Genomic DNA, 21,668 nt, shown 5'->3' with positions numbered 1-21,668 from the left:
TCTTGCCAAGGAAAATCCACGTAGACTCCTGCGGGAACGCACGTAATGTAAGACGCAACAAACCGTGCGATAGCGAGGGTTGCGGCTTAGGTCGTGCCCGCGGAAAGCGAAGTGTTAGGAGCGATATTATGCTAGGAATGGGTGCCAGGCACTCAAACAATTCTCAAACAATTATTGGCGTTGATTGAAGCGGAAAGCGCCGCTTGTAACGCAAATCAACGATAGCAGTATATTACCCGTTAGTTGGAAAAAACCGCCCGCGGCTTTCTTCGGATATATAAGAAAATCAGCAATGCAGTAATACCTTCTGCGACGGGGAAAGTCCACCAAATTGCTTGTGCGCCTAGTAATTTAGGTAGCAATAAGAGCGCTGGAATAAATAAAATAATACTGCGTAGTAACATAATAGTTGTTGCAAGACGAATCTTTTCAATAGATTGGAAAAACTCTGCAAGTACCATATTTAAGCCTAAGAAAACATAGCCAATTGCAAATTGAACAAAACCTTGGGTTGCTATATGGCGAATTTCAAACGTACAATCGCCGAATAGGGCTATTAATTGGGAAGGGAATAGCATAGCAATAATGGCAATGCTTAATCCGAGTATAAGAGCGGTTGCTAAACCAATTTTCAAAAGTGCAGTTAATCGCTTTGTTAATCTGGCACCATGGTGGTAGCTGACAAGAGGTTGTAGAGCCATACCGATACCTAGGAATACGGTTAATAGTACTGTATGAATATAGTTAACCATTGCATATGCTGTTACACCGTTTGCACCAAGGTAGTGCAAAAACGATACATTATATAAAATCACGATAATCGCCATAGAAGCCTCTACGATAAAGCTTGGTAAACCGATGGCAAATATTTTCTTCAAATCGGATAAGTTGAAAAACGTAGATACAAATTTTAATTCAGATTGCTTTCGGAAGAAATGGAGACATAGCACCGACATGCCGATGATTGTAGAGATTGCTGTCGCTAAGGCGCAACCTTTTACACCGTAATGGAGCACGAAAATAAATACGTAGTTTAATATAATATTTAAAATGGATGTAGTAATTAAACCCATCATTGCGAGCTTTGGATTTCCATCATTGCGAATAAAAATACTTAGTAAGTTTTCGATTGTGTAAAAGACACCAAATATTAAAATTACATGTAAGTATTCTTGTACATAAGGATAAGTAACATCACTTGCCCCAAAAATATAGGCAATTTCTTTTAAGTTAAATAAAAGTACTAGCACTAAAGTTAAAACTACTGCAAGCATTGATGTAAACGCTAGTGTAAAAAGCTGATGTGCTCGTTTTTTATTGCCCTCCCCAAGTGAAATGGAGTACAAAGTGGCACCACCCATACCAATCCATAGGGAAATTGATAATAAAATGGAGAAAATCGGCACGGCAATATTGACGCCTGCAAGAGCGGTCGGGCCAACTCCGTGACTGACAAATATACCATCAACTAAAATGTTTACAGACATCAGTAGCATCCCAATCATCGCTGGGAATAAGTAGGATAAAAACAATGGCTTTAACGGTCTTGTTTCAATTGGATTAATTGTCGTCATGAGCAAGTACCTCTCTTACCATCACCTTTTCGCCCTTTTCATCTAATTCGCCGTTAAAGACGAATCCAAACTTTTTATAGAGCTGAATGGCTACTTTATTGTTGTCATAGACGCTTAAAAATATTTTTTGGCAATTGTACTTTGCTTGTAAGAAATTGATAAGCTGTTGTAAAAAGTACTTTCCAAGTCCTTTATGCTGATAACGCTCGTCAATTAGATAGCGGTCTAGCCAAACGCGTTGTGTATCATCCTCATGTGGAAATACACCATACATTGCGAAGCCTACCGCGATATCCTCCTTATACAAACCAACTGGAACAAATCGACGATCGTCATGTGCCTCGTCTAAGCACTCCTGTGTACTTTCAATAAAGTTCTGCTGATTGTCAGCGATGTGTAAAGCTAATACTTCTTCTTTGTTTAAAGCTGTGATGTCACGTATTTCCGTGAACATAATGTCAAAACCTTTCTAAATTTATTGTGAATAGCTACAATCTAAAGTATATAGTAACTATATAGTCAAGGAAGGAAACTTAAAATGCTTAATAAAAACGTAAAATATTTTACAACAGGTGAATTTGCTAAGCTTTGTAAGGTTAATAAACAAACGCTCATTTACTATGATCAAATCGGTCTTTTATCACCAATTATGAAAGATAGTAAGGACTATCGTTATTATTCCATCGCACAATATGATTTTTTTAGCGTTATTGAATTATTAAAGACGCTTGGTATGTCTTTAAAAGAAATTCAAAAGTATATGGCAGATAAATCACCAGAAAATTTTCTAGATTTAATGCGTCAGCAAAAGGAGCTTGTGGCAAAAAAAAGGCGAGAGCTTGAAATGATTGAAAGTATTATTGAGGTGAAAATAGAGACAACAGAGGAAGCGATGCATATAGATTTTGACAGTATGACGATTGGGCATTTCCCTGAGGAGACATTATATTTAAGCAAAAATATTGAAGATTCCACAGAGGAACAGTTTGTAAAGGCGGTCTCAGATTTTATCGATGAATTGGATCGCTCGCAACTTGATACAGGTTATCCAATTGGAGGCATCACAAAAAGAGAGCAAGTTTTAGCTGGTAACTATGATAATTATTGTTACTTATATATGGAACAGCCCCAACCACAAGAAGGGCATCCTTATTTTAAGGCGATTGAAGGCGATTTTATTATTGGTTACCATATCGGGTTATCAACGACGCTTGGGCAAACGTATGAAAGATTATTTAAGGTTATGGAAGAAAACGGCTACGAGCTTGGGCAGTACGTGTATGAGGAATATATTTATGATGCGGTTATTAAAAATCGAGAGGAAGACTATGTAACGAAAATTATGATGGAAATAGTCAAAAAGGCAAAGTAGCTTTGCAAAAAAGGAAACTACCTATACGCGATATAGGTAGTTTCTTGTGTTCAAAGATTTATTTGTAATGGTAAGTGCTAGCTCTTGAATTATTGCGTTGTATTTTATTAAACCACGCTTGATCTTTTTCTTCTTGCTGTAAGGTGTTAACAATGGATGAGGAACAATTAACGCAAATTTTGGCTTGTGTAATTTTACCGCATCGTTCACATGGTGCACCAAGATTAGGAAAGATAGAGGTTTTTAACTTGCCTGTCTTCACCCATTTATAAAGTAAGTCTGATGAAATACCTGTTAACGCAACAATTTCATCATTCGTTAAGTGCCGATTATTTTTTCGTAATAAAAAATGGTGTAAATCTGAAAAAACATCTTCTTCGCGAGCGTCTATTTTCTTTCCGAACAGCAGCATTCAATTCCTCTCCCTTCTCAATTATTTAATGATTTCTTGTTTATTTTCTGGAACATTATCGGGTTGTTCGTCATATTTATAGTTTTCCCAACGAGTACGAGCTAATTTACGATATTTATTGGAGACATTTCGATCCGCGATTAACCGAGAAAATCCTTTTTTTGCTTCTACAATATCACCGAGTCGAAGACTTAATTCGGCATGTAAGTATTGAATTCGTTCACTGCCTTCTTGATTGGACGCAAAAGATTTACTGTAAAAATCTCTTGCTGCATATAAGTAGTGATTTTCAGATTCACTTTCATTTTTTAAACGATACAGCCATGCTATTTTTAGTGCGATATTAGCCATTAAAAGTGCCTCTTCCATTGAAGCCTTCGCTACGAGATAGGCTAGTTTATAGCTAACAATCGCATCGTCCATAGTGCGTTCACGACAAATATTCATTGGCTTATGTAGTTCTTTAATATACAATTCATCAATTAGTAGCAAGAACGGTCCATAAGTTCTCGTCATAGATTTATGGTAAGCATATCCACAATGTGGACATACAGCAACTTCATATAGAAGTGGATTCAAGCCTTCGTAAACGGGCATAAAATCCGTTTGTTCTTCGATTATTTTAAAACGATTTGGTCGTACCTTATATGTTGTATATTGTTTTTTGCAAAATTTACATTCCACATTACTTTCGTAGTAGTAAATATTAAAACCCATATGAACCAACTCCTCTGTGTCGAGTTTTTAACATTTCTTTAGTTCTATTTAAATAGGGGGAATACTCGTTCAATATATGTAATGGATTTTCTACTATTTTAGCAATTCTATGTTTTTTGGTATACTCCTTCAGCATGATTAAAGTAGTACCAAGAAGAAAATATATTTTTTTATGTAAAGGGAATGTTTGCTTTAAATATACTAGCAATAGTATTTATCGGTGGTACTTAGGGAAAAGTTAACTGTTTTAAATCTACTTTATTAAATTAAGTCTGACATACCTAAAACGCTCTTTTTTATAAAAAAATTTAAGTAGTTTTATTATAATACACATAGGATAAATTTACTATTCAATAATATGGTTTTAGATAAGGAGTTTAAGGAAGTGGAAAGCTACTGTTTTCTTTATTTTCGAGTACAATAATTTCTATATTTTCTTATTTAATTGAAAGGGGCTAGATTGAAATGGACTGTAAAATTATTTTCTTTGATGTGGATGGTACGCTCATCAATTATGGCGATGGTTGTATTGAATCGAGTACAAAGAACGCTCTACAAATAGTAAGAAACAAAGGAATTCGATTAGTTGCTGCAACAGGAAGACCACTATCTATGTGCCATCGTTTACTAGAACTAGGTATCGATACGTTTATTACTGCGAATGGGGCTTATACTCAGCATGGTAATCAAATAATCCATAGTATGCCCATCGCACAAGATGTCGTACAAAGTGTAAAAGCGTTTGCTGATAATAATCAGGATAGCCTGACATTTTTTACTGACCACCTATTCATGAATAATGTTCGTCATCAAGCAACATTAAAGGCAATGAAGGAGACATTATCTTTAGATGACTATCCTCCCACGAATCATAATATTTTAAATGAGCAAGTTTACTTAATGTGTTTATATGCCAATGAGCAAGTGGAGAAAAAGTACATAACACAATTTCCTAATTTAAAGTTTGAAAGATGGCATCCGACAATTATGAATGTGCTACAAGATGATGTATCAAAATCCATCGCTGTTGAAGCAGTGCTAAAATATTTCAACATCCCTCGAGAAGAAGCAATTGCTTTTGGAGATGGAGAGAATGATATTGATATGTTAAAGCAAGTTGGATATGGTATTGCGATGGGAAATAGCAGTGTCGCATTAAAAAATATTGCTGATTATGTCACGTTAGATTCGCATGAAGGTGGCATTGATTATGCATTGCGTAAGCTCCAACTTATCTAGAGTAATAAATATTATTAGAAATAAAATTTTTCTGCTATCGTAATGGCCCCTAAGAGACCCTTTTTAGCTTTTAACATCTACTTCCATAGTATGTGCTCAACGCTACTTATATTTTGGATAGACAGGAATGTTATTAGATTGTATGAATAAATTGGAGTAGATGATGTCGTTGCCATTGTCACATGTATGTAGTTTTCAGTCAGCATATCCGTCACTGGTGGCGGTAAGGGAAATAAAGTGATGTGAAATAGAAATTTAGACTGAAAGAGATAGGGTGATACGGTAAAGAGAGTAATTGTTAAAAACTGAATTTATCAAAAATAAAGTTATGATGATTGTACAATATTAATATACATGTAATAATAATTAAACCTATACAAAAGTAATTGATAGAAATAATTGACTTTAAGAGGCTTATGGTAAGCTAAGATATTGGGAAAATTAAGGCTTTAGGTGGGGTAAATTTATGGTGCATCACGTGCAATCTCTTATTGAACATTACGGGTATTTCGGAATTATTCTTATACTAGTTGGAGGGATTGTCGGGCTGCCACTTCCTGACGAAATTTTTTTAACCTATGTAGGATATAATGTTTATCGTGAAAATTTAGAACATATTCCTGCATTAATAAGTGCTGCAGTGGGAGCTGCAGGAGGCATCACCCTCAGCTACTTTGTCGGTCGTCGATTTGGGTTACCGCTATTACAAAAATATGGGCCGAAAGTTCATATTACTGCACAAAAAATTGAGTTTACGAAAAAACTGTTTGAAAAGATAGGGCCTGTCCTATTATTAATTGGCTATTTTATACCTGGTGTTCGTCATCTAACAGCATATATTGCAGCTATTAATAATTATCCCTATAAAAAGTTTGCTGTTTATGCGTATGCAGGTGCAATAATATGGACTTTCACCTTTATTACTTTAGGGAAAGTACTCGGAAATAAATGGCGTTTTGTTGGCATGTATTTATCTCAATACAGCCTATATGCCATATTGGTGTTTATCGTATTAATGCTGATTGTGTACTTTGTATTTAAAAAAAGAAATACTATTAAATAAATAGTAAAAAAAGGTCTGCTTCAAATGTTTATTTGGCATTTGAGGCAGACCATTTTTATTTAAATTTAAGGCAAAATTGCAAATGAACGCACAGGGAATCCAGAAGCTTTTTCAGGCTTTGGCACAATATTGAAAATGACTGCTCCTTTGGCTGGTAGCTTATCTAAATTTGTCATCAGTTCAATTTGATATGTATCCTGATCTAGTACAAAATATTCGCCATCTAACGTTCCATTTTTACGGAAATCCGCCGCTGAATCTGTATCGAATGTTTCATGACCGATGGCATTGATTTTCCGTTCTGTAAATAAAAACTGCAACGCTTCTAATCCCCAACCTGGAATATGGTTATGACCGTCTTTATCTTTATTATTGAATAAGTCCTTATCTGGCCAACGTTTACTCCAATCAGTTCGCAGTGCAACAAATGTACCTGCTTCAATTTCTCCATATTCTGCTTCAAAATCTAAAATATCTTGTACGCTTAACGTCAAGTCATTGTTCAATTCTGCTTCCTTGGACTTATCTATAACAATAAGCGGAAGGACAAGTTCTTTTAATTCTAATTCGTCTAAGTAGCGCGTATTTGCAACAAAATGAATAGGTGGATCAATATGCGTTCCATATTGCCCAGGAAACGTAAATTGTTGTGCAAAAAAGCCGTCATTATGAGAAAATAGCGTTTCAAATTTTGCATCTTCAAACATAAAGAAATGAGGAGAGTCTGGCCCGAATGTATGTGTTAAGTCGACCCATTGCTTAGTTTTTAATAGCTGTAATGCTTGTAAAAGTTCATTTGTCATTTTTATTCCCTGCTTTCTTAATTATGAGTGGTGAATCAATTGCGTCATTAAATACGAACATCGAAGTGAAAAAAGAATGATTATTCCCATCGTTACGCTTCAGGCGAACGCTTTCGCGGACAAGCTCAAGCCTACTACATTCAAAAGTTCATAATTTTTCTTAGAAAAACTAATAGGAAATTAACCATTAATTAAAATAAAAAAAGAGCCCTACTTGTAGAAGAGGACTCTCGTGTAACAGAAGTCAGTCTTCTCATCTTTTGGTGAATTTCACCATTTGGAATTAGCACCATGCCTAAGACTGGTTGCTGAGACTTCATAGGGCCAATCCCTCCATCTCTCTTGATAAGAAAAATATATGAATTTTCAGAAATAGTAATAACAAATACTTTAGCATAATTATAAATAGTTTACAAGTTCTATAGGAGTGCATGGTTATAAAAAATAAGATGCCTTCTTTCTTACCAATATAAAATGATTGCGATACTACAGCACCCACCTTCTGATAAAACAATTCGAATATTGTCTGGCGTATATTTCGCTTCGAATTTCGCTGTAACACCTGCAGAAGAAATGAGTTTTTGGACTTCATCTTGCTTGGAAAGCTGTGCGGCATTTTTAAGATCATGGGCAAACTGATCGGACCCTTCAATTTTCTCTGTTAATAATTGGGCCTGCTGCATAATCGGCTGAATTTGTTTGGCAGATGTCTTCAACTTCAATGTATTAATAGGCGGGTACTGATTTGGGTTTGGAGATGTGGGCATCGCAAGCTGTCCAGGTAAATGGTGGGGGAAAGACGAATTAGCAACGCCCCAATTTGGATATTGATGTACATAAACATAATACGGATAAGGATTGTAATACAGCAGAATTCCTCCAATCTATAGCTAATATCTTAGTGTATCTTATGTAGTGGCATTCTATTTTGTGTTGAAGTAGCCCGTTCTTAGCTAACAAAGCTTAGCGTAGTCCTCTTTTTATATATGTTGCAATGAATGTAAAAAAAGTTCGGTACGGAGATAATATTATTTTTATCAGAAAAAATGGCAATCGAAATGGCTGAAATAAAGATGTTTGAATCGAGACAATAATGCAATGGGTACAGCCATGTAGCAATTTGATAATGCGTATACATTAATGGCAATAGCATAGAGCAAAAAGGATTTGCCACAAGAAAGGGAGAATATGTAATAGATACTGTAGAAAAGGGGACGATGGGATGAATCGTTTAAATTTAATTACATTAGGTGTGAAAAATATGGTTGAATCGTTGGCATTTTATCGTGATGGGCTTGGGTTCGAAGTAGTTGTCTATGGGGATGAAGCAAATCCAGATGTTATTTTCTTTAATAATGGAGGAACTAAAATATCCCTTTTCCAAATTGATCGCTTAGTAAAGGATATAAATGAAGCGAATCCACCAACTGTAGGTAATGGCTTTAATGGTATTACGCTTGCCTACAATGGAAAGTCTAAAGAAGAAGTCGATGAAGTATTTTTGTTAGCAAAAAAAGCTGGAGCAAACATTGTAAAGGAGCCTGAAACAGTGTTTTGGGGAGGCTATAGTGGCTATTTTCAAGATCCAAACGGCTTTTATTGGGAAGTGGCATACGGTGATATGTGGGAATTTGATGAAAACGATATGTTAATTATTAAACAATAGATTGGCAGTGCTTTGATGGAATTTTGTCAAAGCACATTTAGATAAACCTGATATAGAGGAGACGGTAGTGTGAAACCATTTTGGGAGAAAGATTACTTAGCTGATACCTATTATGCTTTTGGTAATCCTAGTGAGGAAGTGGTTGAATGGGCAAAAACATTGCAAGCTGGGGCGAGCATTTTAGATATAGGATGTGGTGATGGTAGGCATGCGGTCTATTTAGCGCAGCTTGGGTTTGAGGTGGAAGCTATTGATATTTCGGAGGCAGGTATTGCTAAAATCAATCGATACAAAGAGTTACACCAATTACATACCTTACAAGCAATTGTCCAAGATGCTACGACATATGAGTTTAAACGTTCCTTTGATTTAATTATTTCGCATGGCTTGTTCCATTTTTTAGAGCGAGATGCGTGGCATCACATTATACAATCAATGCAAATACATACGAAGCAACAAGGAATTAATATTATTACCGTTTTCACTGATGAAGTAGAGATTCCAGAAGATTTAGCACCATTTATTAAAGGGATATGTAAAGAAGGCGAAATCAAAGAACTATATCATCGTTGGTCAATTCCATATTATCGTTCCTACCAATTTGAAGATGAGCATGATAACAATATTCAACATTGTCACGCAGCAAATAAATTAGTTGCTGTTAAAACTGACGAAAGATAAAGCAAGACAGTGCCTTTGTAACTTAAGGGTATTTTTGGGTTTTATTTAAGTTAAGTATTGAAAACTCCGAATTTGTTAAAGATATAACAAAAGAGGAGGTGTGATACGATGGCACAACAAATTCTATGTGAAGTCAATAACTGCACGTATTGGGGCTCTGGTAATAAATGCACTGCAGAAGCGATTTACGTTGTAAGTCAAAAAGGTCAGCATGCATCGAATAGTGAAGAAACAGATTGCAAAACATTTACACCTGAAGAGCATTAATAGCGTTTGGGTAACCCTTAATGGGCTACCCTCTTTTTTCATAACTGATACATATCTACTTTGTCTTTTTTGAACAATAAAGTATGTGCAATTTTGACTTTTTCTTCTACATAATCTATCGAATAATTTCCATAAGCGTCTGTTAAATCACCGATTGCACGAGATAAATTATCAATGACAGGTATTAATCTTTCGAGCTCATTCAGTTCTTTCCCTGCGTTCATCTCATCCATAATTTCATGAGCAAGATGTTGAATTTTCCGAAGGCGTTTGTTTTCAGCCTGCATCATATCCTCCTCTAAGCATCATCTTTTACACTGACTAAATATATGATGATTATGGGCAGTTCATGAGTAAATCCATTTCCTTATAGTTGTTACAAATAGTAAAATGATCGGAATAATTTATTGGAATGCGGAGGGGAGTCAAATGAAGCGGATTTACGTAATTAGACATTGCGAAGCACAAGGCCAATCTTCTTATGCGCCTTTAACAGAAAGAGGACAAGAGCAGGCTAAACGTTTAGCTGACTTTTTTTATACTTATAACATCGACCGAATTATTTCGAGTCCTTATTTACGTGCTATCCAATCCATCGAACTATTAAGTAAAAGAACAAACAAAAAAATTGAATTAGATGACCGCCTTTCAGAGCGTACATTAAGCACGGATAATTTACCAGATTGGTATGAAAAACTAAAAATAACTTTTACTGATTTGGATTTGAAATATGAGGGCGGGGAGTCCAGTCAGGAGGCAATGACTCGCATCAAGAACGTTGTAAACGAAGTGGTTGTGAGAGGTACTGAACAGACGGTTATTGTCAGTCATGGCAATTTAATATCCTTGCTCGTAAAGAGTTATCAAAGTGACGTAGATTTTCAGTTTTGGCAAAGGCTCAGTAATCCAGATGTCTATCAAATAAGCTATATTCAAAACGAAGCGGTGATTGAACGTATTTGGAACGATCACTAATAGAAAAGAAGCCAGACTTCATTATGATAAATGGAGTCTGGCTTTGTTGTACTGCTTAGTATTGAAATGTAACGCGAACAGCGGCACTGATGGTGAGCTGTCCTTGTTCAATGGGCGTTACCATTGATGAATCTGCCATTGCCATCGATTTATATAGCACAGGGCCATTTTCGTTTTCTTCAACAATTTCTATCGCTTGAGGATGCACAGATAATTGCATTGTTTGTGCTATTGTATTAGCTTTCATTTGTGCATTATGAAGTGCTAAGCTAAGTGCCTGCTGATAATATACATCCCCATTATCAATTTTAAATTGGATAGAGGATATACGATTTGCGCCATTTTCCACAGCCGTATCAATAACAACCCCTACAAGATTAGTGTCAGGCACTTTTACTGTTATGGCGTTTGTCACCTCATAGCCTTTAAACACCTGTTTACCATCTACATAATCATAAAGAGGCGCAATCGAATAGGTGGCAGTTTGAATATTTTCTCTTGGAATAGATAGTGCCAAGATGGATTGAATTACACGATTCATAATGCTAGCATTTTCTTGCTGCGCTTGCTGCACATTTTCTCCTTGCGTAGATACTTCAATTTGAAGTTGCACATAACTGGCATTAGCCACTACTTTTCCGTTGCCTGTTACAGTCATTATGCGCGATGCAGGGAGCGATTGTGCATTTGTCTGTGTGAAATACATTTAATACCACCTCCCGACTGGGCTCTAGTCGTGTTTTAAATCATTTTTAATAATGCTTCTACTCCAGTCATTCCTGCAAAAATGCCTAGTTGTTCAGCCTCAAATGTAACGGATTCGAGAGGGGCTGTTAATAGCTCATCGATCGTTTTTACTCCAACCGCTCGACCTGCAATAATTTTCCGATCTAATAAGCGGCTATTTAAAAGACCGACATCTAATGCACCACACATGATGTAGCCCGTATCATTGGAAATAGTTAGTAGTGTCGTTTTTGGTAAATGTACAATTACAGCAGTGAAAAAATGACCTTTAATCATAATAGGTTCAATCGTCACCATGAACATCACACTCCTTTTCTCTCTATACATATGGCAATAGATAAAAAGGTGTTCGGTATTTCCACTAAAAAATTGTGTGTGAATTGTTTTGGTGCCTGGCACTTATCTTGTGTAAGAAAGCAATGCAGTTTGTTGTATATTTTTTAACGCTAATGTAGCCTCAGCTTGCGTAGTGTACTCGAACATACGGTATGTATCTTGTTCAAAAACAGTAATAACCCACATGTTTAATATCCCCTTTCACACAAATTTGTAATATAACAGTTGTTAAATTGTCTGTAGTTGTTATATATCAGATATGCCCCTTATTTTACACCGATTTTTTAAAAAATAAAGTGTTAAATGAAAGGTTTCACATTTCGTTCAAAAATTGACGCGGTTTTCATGAAAATTATTTAGAAATAAGAATGTGAAAAATGTTTAGATAAAAAAAGTTAGTAAAGTATGCGAAAAACGTTTATTGAACGATTTTTTAACATAATGTTTTATCGCGTATCAGTAAAATCAGGCAGTCTTTTTGAAGAATAAATTTGATGTGTTTCGTAAATAGTAAGATGAGCTGTAATATGCAATTAATTGTGGGAGGTGATACTGTGATACGTAAAAATGTATTGTTTTTGACGGCTTGCTTTTTATTCATTTCTATATGTTTTACGGAAATGAGTACCTCTGCAGAAAAAGGGCGTAGTGAATATGAGGAGACTGGTGAGGTTGTATGGGATATTAACACAAAGGATAAAATTGTAGCCTTAACCTTTGATGATGGACCTGATCCGAAATATACCTCTCAGGTGCTAGATATTTTAGCTAAGTATGAAGCAAAGGGGACCTTTTTTATTATTGGTCAAAATGCAGAAAAGTATCCAGATGTTGTGTCAAGAACTTATAAAGAGGGACATGAACTAGCCAACCATACTTATACGCACCCCTTCAAAGTTTCTGTTTCTAAATTACAGGATGAATTACAGCGGACAAACGAAATGATTAGTAATATTACTGGTTTTTCGCCTGTTTTATTTCGCCCTGTAGGTGGTAACTATAACGATAAAATAATTAATACAGCTGTAAAAAATGGTTACCAGGTCGTTATGTGGTCTTGGCATCAAGATACACAAGATTGGAAAGAACCAGGAGTAAATAAAATAGTCCAAAAAGTGCTTGGTGGAACTAAGCCAGGGGATGTTATTTTATTTCATGATGGAGGCGGCAACCGCACACAAACAATTAAAGCCCTAGAAGAAATAATCCCAACATTAAAAAAACAGGGCTATACATTTGTAACAGTATCGGAATTAATTGAAAGAAAACAGCAACAAGAGAAAGTCCAATAAAAAATAAGCCATTTCAAAAATATTGAAATGGCTTATTTTTCGGTTATATTAAACATGTATTTGAGGTATTTAAACTAGAAAAATAATAAAGGTGCTAATGCAATTCCGGCAATTGCACCAAGTGCGATTCCAACGCCAAACCCTGGTCCTCCGAAACCCCAACCCCAAAATCCTAAACCAAATCCTCTATTTTGTCTATCAGGTAGAATCCATACCTGTCTTCTATCCACTTTAGTTATTTCTCCGACATGAACATTCCCAGATGTATCAGTAATTCTTACACGTTTACCGTGATATTTACAGCAAAGATTATAGCATTCAGCTGGATTCACAGAATCTCCTCCTTTCTTAGTCCTTACAAGATAATATATGCCGTTGGTTACAACCATCACTAGCCGAATGTCTATTGGAAACATAAGCTACTGCAAGGGGGTGAACGTATGTCAGTCATATCAACTGATGATTGGCTTTACGAGTTAAAGACTAGTCAAAAGTTAAAAGACAGTAGAGATTTTGAAGAGTTGCAACGTACTATTCTTTGTAGCCGATTACTAGAACATTTCAATGGTGGAACACCGCTCGAAATACAGTTTGAGTTACAGCAACAAGGCCTTTTTCGTGCGCATGAAAAAATTAATATTAAGAAGTTACAGGATCAAAAAACTTGGGATATTGTTCAAGAAGAATATTATTATTTAAAGAAACAGTGGAACGGTCCAAATATTCCAATCTATATTTTTCCGATTACACAAGAGCAGACCATTACAAATAAAAATGGTGTTGCTTATCCAGATGCATTATTTTTATTTATAGGAGAGCTAGAAAGGGAAGAACTTAAAGCATTATTTGCACATGAGTACAATCATGTTTGCCGACTGCACTACTTAAACAAATCGCTACAAGAAGTAACGCTATTAGATTCAATAATTTTAGAAGGCTTAGCTGAATGTGCAGTAGAGGAAATTTACGGGTCTAAATGGTTAGCGCCTTGGCTGGGAGATTATACGTTGCAAAAGATGCTAGCAATTTGGAAGGATGATTTTGTGCCCAATATCCATGTCCAAGGCTTACACAATCATGTTGAATTTTTATATGGTGGGAAGCTTCCACCGTTGATAGGATATTGCATTGGTTATGAAATTGTAAGGACATATATACAAAAACATCCGTCTAATAAGCTTCTTAAAAAAAGCTCTAAAAGCATACTTGCAGGTTCAGCATTTCAATAATAGCTATAAACCAGTTGTCGATGTATGAATTGACAACTGGTTTTGATCTTTAGATAGTGATTATCCCTATTGCTATAGCAATGCCTAGTAAAACAATACTTAACCCCCACATCCAACAGAAAGAGTATTTTAAGTGTCTCCCCATTTCTAATCCTGATAAGCCTAATGCTAACCAGACAGCTGGCGCAAGTGGCGATACAAATGTACCTACAATATTTCCAATAATCATTGCATAAGCAGTTGAAAGTGAATCAATATTGAAAGTTAAGCCAATCTGTTCAACGACTGGAAATAAGGCGAAATAGTAGGCATCCGTACTTAACAACAAATCAAATGGTACGCCTAATACACCAATAATAATATGTAAATAAGATGATAGGGCAGACGGTAAAATCGTTACAGCATTGTTGGCGATAGCCGTTAACATTCCAGAGCCATTGAGGATGCCTAAAAATAATCCAGCTGCAATAATAATGGACGCCATCGTTAAAGCATTTGGGGCATGTGTTCGTATCCGCTCAATTTGTTCTTTAGGTGTACGATAGTTAATTGGTAGGGCGATGGCCACGCCGATTAAAAAGGCTAAACCCGCTGGTACAATGCCTGCTACTAAAATTCCTATTACTAAAATAGTAATTACCGCATTAACCCATAATAATTTTGGTCGACGTAAGGCTGTATCTACTTCTAATGATACGACTCCTAGATTTAAAGTAGAATCATCGTGCGAAACACCGAGTGTGCCATACTGTTTCAGAATGCGGTTCTTTTCTCTAAAGCCTAGGTATAGTGCTAAAACTAACATTAGTCCAACACCAATAATTTGAATTGTAATTAATGGATACCATAGCTCGGTAACATCCACCTCTAATACTGAAGCAACACGACCTAAAGGACCTCCCCAAGGTACCATATTTACAACAGCTGCAGCTCCTGCAATTAATAAAAGTAATAAATATGGGTTCATACGTAATCGTAAATATAGAGGTAATAATGCGGGAATTGTAATTAAAAACGTAGAAGCACCAGAACCATCTAACTGGGCTACTACAGCAATAAGTACTGTAATAACAGCGACGATAACGATATTCCCTTTTGAAAGCGCAATCATTTTGTTAATCAATGGTTCGAATAGTCCAACATCTTGCATAATACCAAAGAAAATAATTGCAAAGATAAACATAACAGCGACACTCATCACAGAGTTTAGTCCAGCATTAAAGAATTCGCCTAATTTATCGAAACTAAAACCAGCGATTAATGCAGCTATTATCGGTGGAATAACCATTGCTACAAGTGGCGATACACGACCACTTATGAGTAGAGAAATAATAACCATAATAGTAAAAAAGCCAATTACACTTAAGCTCAAAAAAACCCCTCCAATTTAATTGATTATTCTGATTATTTAAAGTTAGCATGGTGTTGGCTGGAAGGGAATAATATGGCCATATGTTAAATAAGAAACAAACTATTCATTTTGTTCATAAATTGCATGATGAATATATTTTCTTTCAGGTCTGCCAATTGTGCCGTAAATGGGCTTTATGTGCAAAAATTGTTCGCCAACTAAGTATTCTAAATAACGACGTGCTGTTGATCGGCTAGAACCGATAAGCTCACTTAATTGTGAGGCAGTAAGCTCTTGTGTTTGAGCTTTTTTAAATATACTTTTAACGGTTTGTAACGTATGTAAATCGATTCCTTTTGCTAGCGTCTCTTCTGGTGTAGTTGATTCACGATAAAGTAAGGAATCAAGGTCATGTTGCGTGATGTTCATGCTATTTTTAAACAAATGTTGCTCATTCAAATATTTTTTAAATGCTTGTTGAAGTCGGTGTTGTTCAAACGGTTTAATTAAGTAATCTAAAATTCCCAAATCTAAGACGTCTTTTATTAATCCTCTTTCTGTAGCGGCTGAAATAACAATTATTTTAATAGAAGGATAGTGATGACGTATATGGCGTACTAATGAACAGCCTTCAACATCAGGGATATACAAATCTGTTAAAATAATGGCTGGTAAGCTAGAGGATAGGTTTAGTTTTTTTATTGCTTCTTGACCTGTACGAAAACTTTCCGTAACCCTAAAACCTCCTATTGCATGTACATAATCTGCGTGAATGTTTGCTACTCTAAAGTCATCTTCGATAATCCACACACTTCTGCATGCAGTCATACGAGAACACCTCCTTTAGGAACTATAATTAAAAAACATGCTCCTGATAAATCACCAGAATCTAATATAATATCTCCATTGATTTTTTTGAGGATTTTTTTACTAATCGTCAAGCCATGCCCACGATCTAAGCCTTCCTTTGTGGAAACACCCTTTGTAAAAATTTTATCGTACAAATTATTATCAATACCAGGTCCATTATCTTGGATCTCCATTAAGTAATGATTTTTATAATCGTTGATGGAAAGTTGAATTACTTTATTGGAGGATGACCAGTTTTTTAAAGATTCAATGGCATTTTGTAGGACATTACCAAGTGCTGTTACAATAGCATCTTCCTGAGGTTTAGTTAATTGAATAGATGGGGAAATTTCCTTTAGCTCCAGTTTAATGCCCAGTTCAGCTGCTTCTGCCATTTTGCCCTGAATTAATGCTAGTAGTATGGGGGCTGTTATATTACTGTTTAAAAATGTCTGATTTTTAAGTTGTATGTTTTGCTCTTCTTTAATAAAATCGATAGCTTGATGGTAGTGTTTATGAACAAGCAAACCTAAAATAATATGAAGCTTGTTTGCAAACTCGTGTGTATAGGCCCGTTGCATATTGGCATATTGCTTGACCTGTTTTAGTTCATCGATAACTTTTTGAATGTCTATTTTTTTCTAAATGTATACAATGAACCAATTTTTCTTTTCTTTTCAACTAAAGGCGCTTTATTTAGGATGATAATATTTTCATCTAATGATAGTTCTAAGTTATGAATGTATTCTTGTGCAACAATTTCAGGAGTGAAAATATGCTCAACTTTTGTTCCCATCCATTCGCAAATGGATTGATTATGAGTAGAATCTAGCATCTCGTACGCACTTTTATTAATAGTAGTAATTTGATTTAAATGATTGACCGCCAGTATTCCTTCTTCTGTTGTCTCTAAAATTACTTTGTTTTGCTGATATAATTTAGCGATGTGAATGGGCTCCATATTGAACAATAACTTTTTTATATATATGGATATAGCGATTGCTCCAAGAATGCCTATGAGGAGAATCATGATTGTATATTGTAGCCACTTGTAAATATGTTCCTTAATGGTTGTATCGATATGCGCTGTTAAAAAACCGACAGAAACAACACCGATAATGTTATCGTCTAAAACAATTGGAGCTTTACCTCGAATAGATTCGCCTAATGACCCTATCGTTTTAGAAATATAAGCTTGTTTATTTTGTAATGCTGCATCATTGTCTCCACCAACCATCTTATGTCCTATTTTATCTTCTGATGGGTGTGAGTAACGAACACCTTCAACATTACCAACGACAATAAACGCGGCATCAATCTCCTGTCTTAACGGTTCAACAATTAGCTGAATCGATTCACTTGGATGTTCTTGATCGAAGGCTGTAATAATTTCCTCCATTGAAGCAATGGTTTTAGCAATATTTAATGCTTCTACGCCTATTTGTTTTTCTGTTGTTTCTCGTATATGTTCTTGTAAAAGATACATAAACAGTCCACATATTACAAGAATTAGAATAGTCATTAAAAAAATCATTTTAACCGTTAGAGATTGGAACAAATTCTTCATATTTCACCTCTATATAGTTAGTATTATTTTTTCGATTGTTTCTAAATTCAAGTGATATAAACCTCGTGAAAGAGCGTATTTGAAATAGTCTATCATAAATCTTCAACAAAATGAGAGTAGATAACAGCTCATCATTATGGGGAATATTCAAAACTTTACGCTACAATAAAAAAAAGGAGTGATGGCTATGTCAGATGAAGTAAAAAATGTATTGCCCCCTGTAATTGATGTCACAACAAAAGTGCTTATTGTCGGTTCAATGCCAGGAAAGCAATCATTAGAGAAGCAACAATATTATGGCAATCCACGCAATCACTTTTGGTCTATTATTGGGGAAATATTAAAGCAAGAAATACCTGTAGATTATAGTGAGCGAATAGCGTTGTTAAAGGAAAATCATATTGGTTTGTGGGATACAATCGAATCATGTGAGCGGAAGGGCAGTTTAGATGCAGCCATTAAAAATGAAAAACCGAATGATTTTAAAACACTTTTTATACGTTATCCAAATATCAAACTTGTGCTTTTTAATGGTGGTAAAGCATTTGAAGTGTTTAAAAAACATATTGGCTTTGAAGTTTTAGACGGGCGAGCATATCAAAAGATGCCATCGACAAGCCCAATCCCAGGCAAAAATATTAAGTCATTTGATGAAAAACTCGAGGATTGGCAAGTGATGCAATCGTGCTTAGCACAATAAAGGCTTAAACGTATGAACATAGCTTTGATGGCGAAAAAGTAAATGGTTAAGTAAAGACTAAATTGATGAATAGGCTAATGGCTCAATCAGCAATGGCCCTTACACATATATTGAAATATGTAAAAGGGGGAGTTTGCATTGAATATATTTCCTAATGATGATTTAGGGGAAAGACGTTTACCACCTAACTTTGGCCCACCAAATTTCGGTCCACCGAATATGGGACCACCTAACTTTGGCCCACCAAATTTCGGTCCACCGAATATGGGACCACCTAACTTTGGCCCGCCTAATTTCGGTCCACCGAATATGGGGCCGCCTAACTTTGGCCCACCAAATTTTGGTCCACCGAATATAGGACCACCTAATTACGGCCCGCCATCTACTGGACAAATGCCAACGAGTGCTCCACCAAGTTTTTCGCCAGCTATGCCTGCATGGCATGGAGGATCTAGTGGTATTCAAAGATGTTTATTTAGGAATACTTTTATATGGACGAGAAACGGAAGAAATTTCTGGTTTTTCCCAACGGTTATTGGCAGGGAAGTTATCGCAGGATTCCGCTGGAGCAGTAGATCTGGCTGGCGCTTCAGTACAATTTTGCGGGATAACATCCTCGCATTCGAATGTTTTAGATAAGGGACTTTTATTGCGAGGGATTCGTCGATTTAACGAGATGAATCCCTTTTTATTGTAGTGAACATAGTGTCTTTTTCGAAAATATAGAGAGAAATTTATGATAATTATTCTGTTTTTGAGAAAATGATGTTACAATTATTGTAACTAAAGATGAAGGGACGATGGGTGGCTGATGATTAACTAATCTTATTTTTTGCACATGAAATGTATATTTCAATGAACCAAAAATAGGATTAGTCTGCCCATTTTCCATAAGTGTAACGATACAGGCATAACCGCCGACTATCGTTAACCGTATACTTAAAACGCATATTTCCCCGTTAAAATTTCTTTAATGGGGTGTAGCTTTTTTAGTATTGGATCATCTCATAAACGAGGCTCTACGTTGGAGCTTTTTTATGTATGATATTTCGCGACTAATCCTTCCAAAATAATTGGAGGGATTTTTTTGTCCCTCTATACGGAGAGGAACGGATGAAATGAAAGAATTTTTAAAATTACAGAATGTACAGTATGAAGTGAATGATACATTAATTTTTGAAAATGTGAACGCTACGGTAAAACAAGGTGAAGTCATTGGCATAATTGGTAAAAATGGTGCTGGAAAATCGACATTATTACAGCTCATTCAAGGCATACTAACTCCTACAACAGGGCAGCTATTGTGGTTACAGCAAATCAAAATAGCTTATGTAGAGCAAGAGCAAGCAGCTATTGAAAATGGGGAAGTAAGTGCAGAGGAAGCCAATTTACTAGCGAAATGGCATGTGCCAAACACAGAGTTTACGGCTTTAAGTGGTGGCGAAAAGCTGAAAAGGCGACTAGCACGAGGCTTTTCACAGCATGCGCAATTACTATTATTGGATGAACCGACAAATCACTTAGATGAAGCAAGTACAGCACTGCTAATCGCTCAAGTAAAAAAATATGGCGGTACAATTATTGTCGTGTCACATGACCGTTATTTTTTGGATGAAGTTGCCACGAAAATATGGTCATTGGAAGATGGTAAATTGCATGAGCATAGTGGGCATTATACAAGTTATATGGCGGCTAGAGAGCAGCAACGATTAGCACAGCAACGTGCCTATGAAAAACAGCAAAAGAACATTGAACGTATTGAAGCGCAGATGAATGAGCTTTCGTCGTGGTCGCATAAGGCACATGCGCAATCGACGAAGCAAGAGGGTGTGAAGGAGTTTTATCGAGTTAAAGCTAAACGTATGGATGCGCAAGTAAAATCAAAGAAAAAACGATTGGAAAAGGAATTAGCAAAAAATAAAGTTGAACAACTTAAGCAAGAAGAGGAAGTACGATTTTCAGTAGAAACAAGCCAACGGGTAGGAAAACGATTTTTAGAGTGTAAGCATGTAACAAAATCTTTTCACCATCGTCTTATATTGAAAGATGTAAATATGACAATTAAATTTGGTGAAAAGATTGCGATTACTGGTCCAAATGGTAGCGGGAAAACGACTTTATTGAAAGTGCTGACAGGGCAAGAAAAAGCAGATGGCGATATATGGATTTCTCCTGCTGCCAATATTGGCTATTTAACGCAGGACGTATTTGATTTGCCACTTGAACTGACGCCAGAGCAATATTTTTACAAGGAGACGTTTGAGGAAAGAGGTAAAGTCCGCAATGTCATGAAACATTTAGGGTTTACAGCGAGTCATTGGACAGCGCCTATTGGTAATATGAGTATGGGTGAGCGTGTGAAGTGTAAGCTTATGGCCTATATATTAGAGGAAAAAAACGTTCTCATTTTAGATGAGCCAACGAACCATTTAGATTTGCCTTCACGAGAGCAATTGGAGAAAACATTGGAGCTGTATACAGGTACATTGCTCGTTGTTTCACACGATCGTTATTTTCTAGAAAAAACGACGAACATTGTTTGGGAGCTTAAAAATAATGGCATTGAAAGAAAATGGAAAGAGAGTTCACCTCCACAAGTAAATGATACGAGCGCACTACGATTAACGCTTGAAAACGAAAGACAAGAAATACTCGGCAAATTGAGCTTTCTAACGGCAAAGGATAAAGAATATGCAATGCTTGATCGAAAGTTTAATGACTTAACGAAGCAAATTAACGAACTTCGTTAGTTTCACGTTTAAGAGAGAAAAGAGTGGGGAAAATAAACTTGATTCAGCAGAAATTCTCGCATTTATTAATGTGGGGAA

The 21,668-nt window shown here is 35.9% G+C and carries 27 protein-coding genes and 1 riboswitch; of the genes, 12 read left to right on the top strand and 15 right to left on the bottom strand.

The window, feature by feature from the left end; all coding sequences use genetic code 11:
- Positions 1-239: 239 nt before the first annotated feature.
- Both FH508_RS22560 and FH508_RS22555 read right to left on the bottom strand, forming a co-directional pair.
- Complete coding sequence (locus tag FH508_RS22560; RefSeq protein WP_173479293.1) at positions 240-1,574, bottom strand: MATE family efflux transporter; 1,335 nt, start codon at positions 1,572-1,574, stop codon at positions 240-242.
- Entirely contained in the window at positions 1,561-2,028 is a 468-nt protein-coding gene (locus FH508_RS22555; protein ID WP_173479294.1) for a GNAT family N-acetyltransferase, read from the bottom strand. Before FH508_RS22555 ends, FH508_RS22560 begins: the two co-directional genes overlap by 14 nt.
- Before the next feature lie 84 nt (positions 2,029-2,112).
- On the opposite strand from FH508_RS22555, the gene FH508_RS22550 reads away from it, so the two are divergent.
- Positions 2,113-2,946 carry a MerR family transcriptional regulator gene (locus FH508_RS22550; RefSeq protein ID WP_173479295.1) on the top strand — a complete coding sequence of 278 codons (834 nt, stop codon included), beginning with the start codon at positions 2,113-2,115 and terminating at the stop codon, positions 2,944-2,946.
- Positions 2,947-3,004: 58 nt separating this feature from the next.
- On the opposite strand, the gene FH508_RS22545 is transcribed toward FH508_RS22550, so the two are convergent.
- Positions 3,005-3,358 (bottom strand): hypothetical protein, encoded by a 354-nt coding sequence (locus FH508_RS22545; protein WP_173479296.1) that lies wholly within the window; start codon positions 3,356-3,358, stop codon positions 3,005-3,007.
- A 21-nt stretch (positions 3,359-3,379) separates the two neighbouring features.
- On the bottom strand, positions 3,380-4,075 hold the full coding sequence (locus tag FH508_RS22540; RefSeq protein ID WP_139860608.1) for a DUF2225 domain-containing protein: 696 nt from the start codon (positions 4,073-4,075) through the stop codon (positions 3,380-3,382).
- A 465-nt stretch (positions 4,076-4,540) separates the two neighbouring features.
- On the opposite strand from FH508_RS22540, the gene FH508_RS22535 reads away from it, so the two are divergent.
- Both FH508_RS22535 and FH508_RS22530 read left to right on the top strand, forming a co-directional pair.
- Positions 4,541-5,314: a Cof-type HAD-IIB family hydrolase gene (locus FH508_RS22535; RefSeq protein ID WP_139860611.1), complete on the top strand. Its 774-nt coding sequence runs from the start codon at positions 4,541-4,543 to the stop codon at positions 5,312-5,314.
- A gap of 466 nt (positions 5,315-5,780) precedes the next feature.
- On the top strand, positions 5,781-6,377 hold the full coding sequence (locus tag FH508_RS22530; RefSeq protein WP_173479297.1) for a DedA family protein: 597 nt from the start codon (positions 5,781-5,783) through the stop codon (positions 6,375-6,377).
- A gap of 65 nt (positions 6,378-6,442) precedes the next feature.
- Here FH508_RS22530 and FH508_RS22525 read toward each other — a convergent pair whose 3' ends face one another.
- On the bottom strand, positions 6,443-7,180 hold the full coding sequence (locus FH508_RS22525; RefSeq protein ID WP_173479298.1) for a cyclase family protein: 738 nt from the start codon (positions 7,178-7,180) through the stop codon (positions 6,443-6,445).
- Positions 7,181-7,430: 250 nt separating this feature from the next.
- Positions 7,431-7,532: riboswitch (SAM riboswitch) on the bottom strand.
- 109 nt (positions 7,533-7,641) lie between these two features.
- Positions 7,642-7,947 (bottom strand): YuzC family spore coat inner layer protein, encoded by a 306-nt coding sequence (locus tag FH508_RS22520; RefSeq protein ID WP_228134199.1) that lies wholly within the window; start codon positions 7,945-7,947, stop codon positions 7,642-7,644.
- Positions 7,948-8,402: 455 nt separating this feature from the next.
- On the opposite strand from FH508_RS22520, the gene FH508_RS22515 reads away from it, so the two are divergent.
- The 3 genes from FH508_RS22515 to FH508_RS22505 all read left to right on the top strand — a co-directional run bounded on the left by FH508_RS22515 (position 8,403) and on the right by FH508_RS22505 (position 9,794).
- Positions 8,403-8,846, top strand: a complete 444-nt coding sequence (locus tag FH508_RS22515) for a VOC family protein (RefSeq protein WP_173479299.1) — start codon at positions 8,403-8,405, stop codon at positions 8,844-8,846.
- 69 nt (positions 8,847-8,915) lie between these two features.
- A complete protein-coding gene (locus FH508_RS22510; RefSeq protein ID WP_173479300.1) occupies positions 8,916-9,527 on the top strand; it encodes a methyltransferase domain-containing protein in 612 nt (203 codons plus the stop codon).
- 108 nt (positions 9,528-9,635) lie between these two features.
- Positions 9,636-9,794, top strand: coding sequence for a DUF1540 domain-containing protein (locus FH508_RS22505; protein WP_173479301.1), 159 nt, complete (start codon positions 9,636-9,638; stop codon positions 9,792-9,794).
- Positions 9,795-9,832: 38 nt separating this feature from the next.
- On the opposite strand, the gene FH508_RS22500 is transcribed toward FH508_RS22505, so the two are convergent.
- Positions 9,833-10,084 (bottom strand): group-specific protein, encoded by a 252-nt coding sequence (locus tag FH508_RS22500; protein WP_370635696.1) that lies wholly within the window; start codon positions 10,082-10,084, stop codon positions 9,833-9,835.
- Between the two features lie 139 nt (positions 10,085-10,223).
- Between FH508_RS22500 and FH508_RS22495 the strand changes: the two genes are divergently transcribed.
- A complete protein-coding gene (locus FH508_RS22495) occupies positions 10,224-10,769 on the top strand; it encodes a histidine phosphatase family protein (RefSeq protein WP_173479303.1) in 546 nt (181 codons plus the stop codon).
- A 55-nt stretch (positions 10,770-10,824) separates the two neighbouring features.
- Here the strand turns inward: FH508_RS22495 and FH508_RS22490 are convergent, their stop codons facing one another.
- From FH508_RS22490 to FH508_RS24010, 3 genes are all read right to left on the bottom strand, one after another.
- Positions 10,825-11,475 (bottom strand): SIMPL domain-containing protein, encoded by a 651-nt coding sequence (locus FH508_RS22490; protein WP_173479304.1) that lies wholly within the window; start codon positions 11,473-11,475, stop codon positions 10,825-10,827.
- A gap of 35 nt (positions 11,476-11,510) precedes the next feature.
- Complete coding sequence (locus FH508_RS22485) at positions 11,511-11,813, bottom strand: YunC family protein (RefSeq protein ID WP_173479305.1); 303 nt, start codon at positions 11,811-11,813, stop codon at positions 11,511-11,513.
- Positions 11,814-11,915: 102 nt separating this feature from the next.
- The gene (locus tag FH508_RS24010; protein WP_255639596.1) at positions 11,916-12,038 is read right to left on the bottom strand and encodes a hypothetical protein; all 123 of its coding nucleotides are present in this window, start codon (positions 12,036-12,038) and stop codon (positions 11,916-11,918) included.
- A gap of 434 nt (positions 12,039-12,472) precedes the next feature.
- On the opposite strand from FH508_RS24010, the gene FH508_RS22480 reads away from it, so the two are divergent.
- Positions 12,473-13,144, top strand: a complete 672-nt coding sequence (locus FH508_RS22480; protein WP_228134531.1) for a polysaccharide deacetylase family protein — start codon at positions 12,473-12,475, stop codon at positions 13,142-13,144.
- Positions 13,145-13,218: 74 nt separating this feature from the next.
- Here FH508_RS22480 and FH508_RS22475 read toward each other — a convergent pair whose 3' ends face one another.
- Positions 13,219-13,476, bottom strand: a complete 258-nt coding sequence (locus tag FH508_RS22475; protein ID WP_173479307.1) for a hypothetical protein — start codon at positions 13,474-13,476, stop codon at positions 13,219-13,221.
- A gap of 108 nt (positions 13,477-13,584) precedes the next feature.
- Between FH508_RS22475 and FH508_RS22470 the strand changes: the two genes are divergently transcribed.
- The gene (locus FH508_RS22470; RefSeq protein ID WP_173479308.1) at positions 13,585-14,373 is read left to right on the top strand and encodes a DUF2268 domain-containing putative Zn-dependent protease; all 789 of its coding nucleotides are present in this window, start codon (positions 13,585-13,587) and stop codon (positions 14,371-14,373) included.
- 49 nt (positions 14,374-14,422) lie between these two features.
- Here the strand turns inward: FH508_RS22470 and FH508_RS22465 are convergent, their stop codons facing one another.
- The 4 genes from FH508_RS22465 to FH508_RS22450 all read right to left on the bottom strand — a co-directional run bounded on the left by FH508_RS22465 (position 14,423) and on the right by FH508_RS22450 (position 18,059).
- Complete coding sequence (locus tag FH508_RS22465) at positions 14,423-15,745, bottom strand: CitMHS family transporter (RefSeq protein ID WP_139860367.1); 1,323 nt, start codon at positions 15,743-15,745, stop codon at positions 14,423-14,425.
- 99 nt (positions 15,746-15,844) lie between these two features.
- On the bottom strand, positions 15,845-16,552 hold the full coding sequence (locus tag FH508_RS22460) for a response regulator (protein WP_139860365.1): 708 nt from the start codon (positions 16,550-16,552) through the stop codon (positions 15,845-15,847).
- Positions 16,549-17,154 carry a sensor histidine kinase gene (locus FH508_RS22455; protein ID WP_139860363.1) on the bottom strand — a complete coding sequence of 202 codons (606 nt, stop codon included), beginning with the start codon at positions 17,152-17,154 and terminating at the stop codon, positions 16,549-16,551. Before FH508_RS22455 ends, FH508_RS22460 begins: the two co-directional genes overlap by 4 nt.
- Positions 17,155-17,204: 50 nt before the next feature.
- Complete coding sequence (locus tag FH508_RS22450; RefSeq protein ID WP_173479309.1) at positions 17,205-18,059, bottom strand: sensor histidine kinase; 855 nt, start codon at positions 18,057-18,059, stop codon at positions 17,205-17,207.
- A 268-nt stretch (positions 18,060-18,327) separates the two neighbouring features.
- Between FH508_RS22450 and FH508_RS22445 the strand changes: the two genes are divergently transcribed.
- From FH508_RS22445 to abc-f, 3 genes are all read left to right on the top strand, one after another.
- Positions 18,328-18,840, top strand: coding sequence for a DNA-deoxyinosine glycosylase (locus tag FH508_RS22445; RefSeq protein ID WP_173479310.1), 513 nt, complete (start codon positions 18,328-18,330; stop codon positions 18,838-18,840).
- A gap of 454 nt (positions 18,841-19,294) precedes the next feature.
- On the top strand, positions 19,295-19,537 hold the full coding sequence (locus FH508_RS22440; protein WP_173479311.1) for a hypothetical protein: 243 nt from the start codon (positions 19,295-19,297) through the stop codon (positions 19,535-19,537).
- A 421-nt stretch (positions 19,538-19,958) separates the two neighbouring features.
- Positions 19,959-21,590 (top strand): ribosomal protection-like ABC-F family protein, encoded by a 1,632-nt coding sequence (abc-f, locus tag FH508_RS22435; RefSeq protein WP_173479312.1) that lies wholly within the window; start codon positions 19,959-19,961, stop codon positions 21,588-21,590.
- Positions 21,591-21,668: the final 78 nt, after the last annotated feature.

The organism is Lysinibacillus sp. CD3-6 (assembly GCF_006351725.2).
Classification (GTDB): Bacteria; Bacillota; Bacilli; order Bacillales_A; family Planococcaceae; genus Lysinibacillus.
Note: the sequence above shows the minus strand (reverse complement) of the source record. Positions and strands in the feature narration are given on the sequence as shown.

What these genes read in the sequence shown, in the direction of transcription:
- FH508_RS22490 (WP_173479304.1), bottom strand. Translation starts at nt 11,475, where the DNA reads ATGTATTTCACACAGACAAATGCACAATCGCTCCCTGCATCGCGCATA.
- FH508_RS22460 (WP_139860365.1), bottom strand. Translation starts at nt 16,552, where the DNA reads ATGACTGCATGCAGAAGTGTGTGGATTATCGAAGATGACTTTAGAGTA.
- FH508_RS22485 (WP_173479305.1), bottom strand. Translation starts at nt 11,813, where the DNA reads ATGGTGACGATTGAACCTATTATGATTAAAGGTCATTTTTTCACTGCT.
- FH508_RS22520 (WP_228134199.1), bottom strand. Translation starts at nt 7,947, where the DNA reads ATGCCCACATCTCCAAACCCAAATCAGTACCCGCCTATTAATACATTG.
- FH508_RS22445 (WP_173479310.1), top strand. Translation starts at nt 18,328, where the DNA reads ATGTCAGATGAAGTAAAAAATGTATTGCCCCCTGTAATTGATGTCACA.
- FH508_RS22455 (WP_139860363.1), bottom strand. Translation starts at nt 17,154, where the DNA reads ATGCAACGGGCCTATACACACGAGTTTGCAAACAAGCTTCATATTATT.
- FH508_RS22555 (WP_173479294.1), bottom strand. Translation starts at nt 2,028, where the DNA reads ATGTTCACGGAAATACGTGACATCACAGCTTTAAACAAAGAAGAAGTA.
- FH508_RS22550 (WP_173479295.1), top strand. Translation starts at nt 2,113, where the DNA reads ATGCTTAATAAAAACGTAAAATATTTTACAACAGGTGAATTTGCTAAG.
- FH508_RS22560 (WP_173479293.1), bottom strand. Translation starts at nt 1,574, where the DNA reads ATGACGACAATTAATCCAATTGAAACAAGACCGTTAAAGCCATTGTTT.
- FH508_RS22505 (WP_173479301.1), top strand. Translation starts at nt 9,636, where the DNA reads ATGGCACAACAAATTCTATGTGAAGTCAATAACTGCACGTATTGGGGC.
- FH508_RS22480 (WP_228134531.1), top strand. Translation starts at nt 12,473, where the DNA reads ATGAGTACCTCTGCAGAAAAAGGGCGTAGTGAATATGAGGAGACTGGT.
- FH508_RS22500 (WP_370635696.1), bottom strand. Translation starts at nt 10,084, where the DNA reads ATGATGCAGGCTGAAAACAAACGCCTTCGGAAAATTCAACATCTTGCT.
- FH508_RS22450 (WP_173479309.1), bottom strand. Translation starts at nt 18,059, where the DNA reads ATGTATCTTTTACAAGAACATATACGAGAAACAACAGAAAAACAAATA.
- FH508_RS22525 (WP_173479298.1), bottom strand. Translation starts at nt 7,180, where the DNA reads ATGACAAATGAACTTTTACAAGCATTACAGCTATTAAAAACTAAGCAA.
- FH508_RS22470 (WP_173479308.1), top strand. Translation starts at nt 13,585, where the DNA reads ATGTCAGTCATATCAACTGATGATTGGCTTTACGAGTTAAAGACTAGT.
- FH508_RS22535 (WP_139860611.1), top strand. Translation starts at nt 4,541, where the DNA reads ATGGACTGTAAAATTATTTTCTTTGATGTGGATGGTACGCTCATCAAT.
- FH508_RS22545 (WP_173479296.1), bottom strand. Translation starts at nt 3,358, where the DNA reads ATGCTGCTGTTCGGAAAGAAAATAGACGCTCGCGAAGAAGATGTTTTT.
- FH508_RS24010 (WP_255639596.1), bottom strand. Translation starts at nt 12,038, where the DNA reads ATGTGGGTTATTACTGTTTTTGAACAAGATACATACCGTATGTTCGAG.
- FH508_RS22515 (WP_173479299.1), top strand. Translation starts at nt 8,403, where the DNA reads ATGAATCGTTTAAATTTAATTACATTAGGTGTGAAAAATATGGTTGAA.
- abc-f (WP_173479312.1), top strand. Translation starts at nt 19,959, where the DNA reads ATGAAAGAATTTTTAAAATTACAGAATGTACAGTATGAAGTGAATGAT.
- FH508_RS22540 (WP_139860608.1), bottom strand. Translation starts at nt 4,075, where the DNA reads ATGGGTTTTAATATTTACTACTACGAAAGTAATGTGGAATGTAAATTT.
- FH508_RS22530 (WP_173479297.1), top strand. Translation starts at nt 5,781, where the DNA reads ATGGTGCATCACGTGCAATCTCTTATTGAACATTACGGGTATTTCGGA.
- FH508_RS22495 (WP_173479303.1), top strand. Translation starts at nt 10,224, where the DNA reads ATGAAGCGGATTTACGTAATTAGACATTGCGAAGCACAAGGCCAATCT.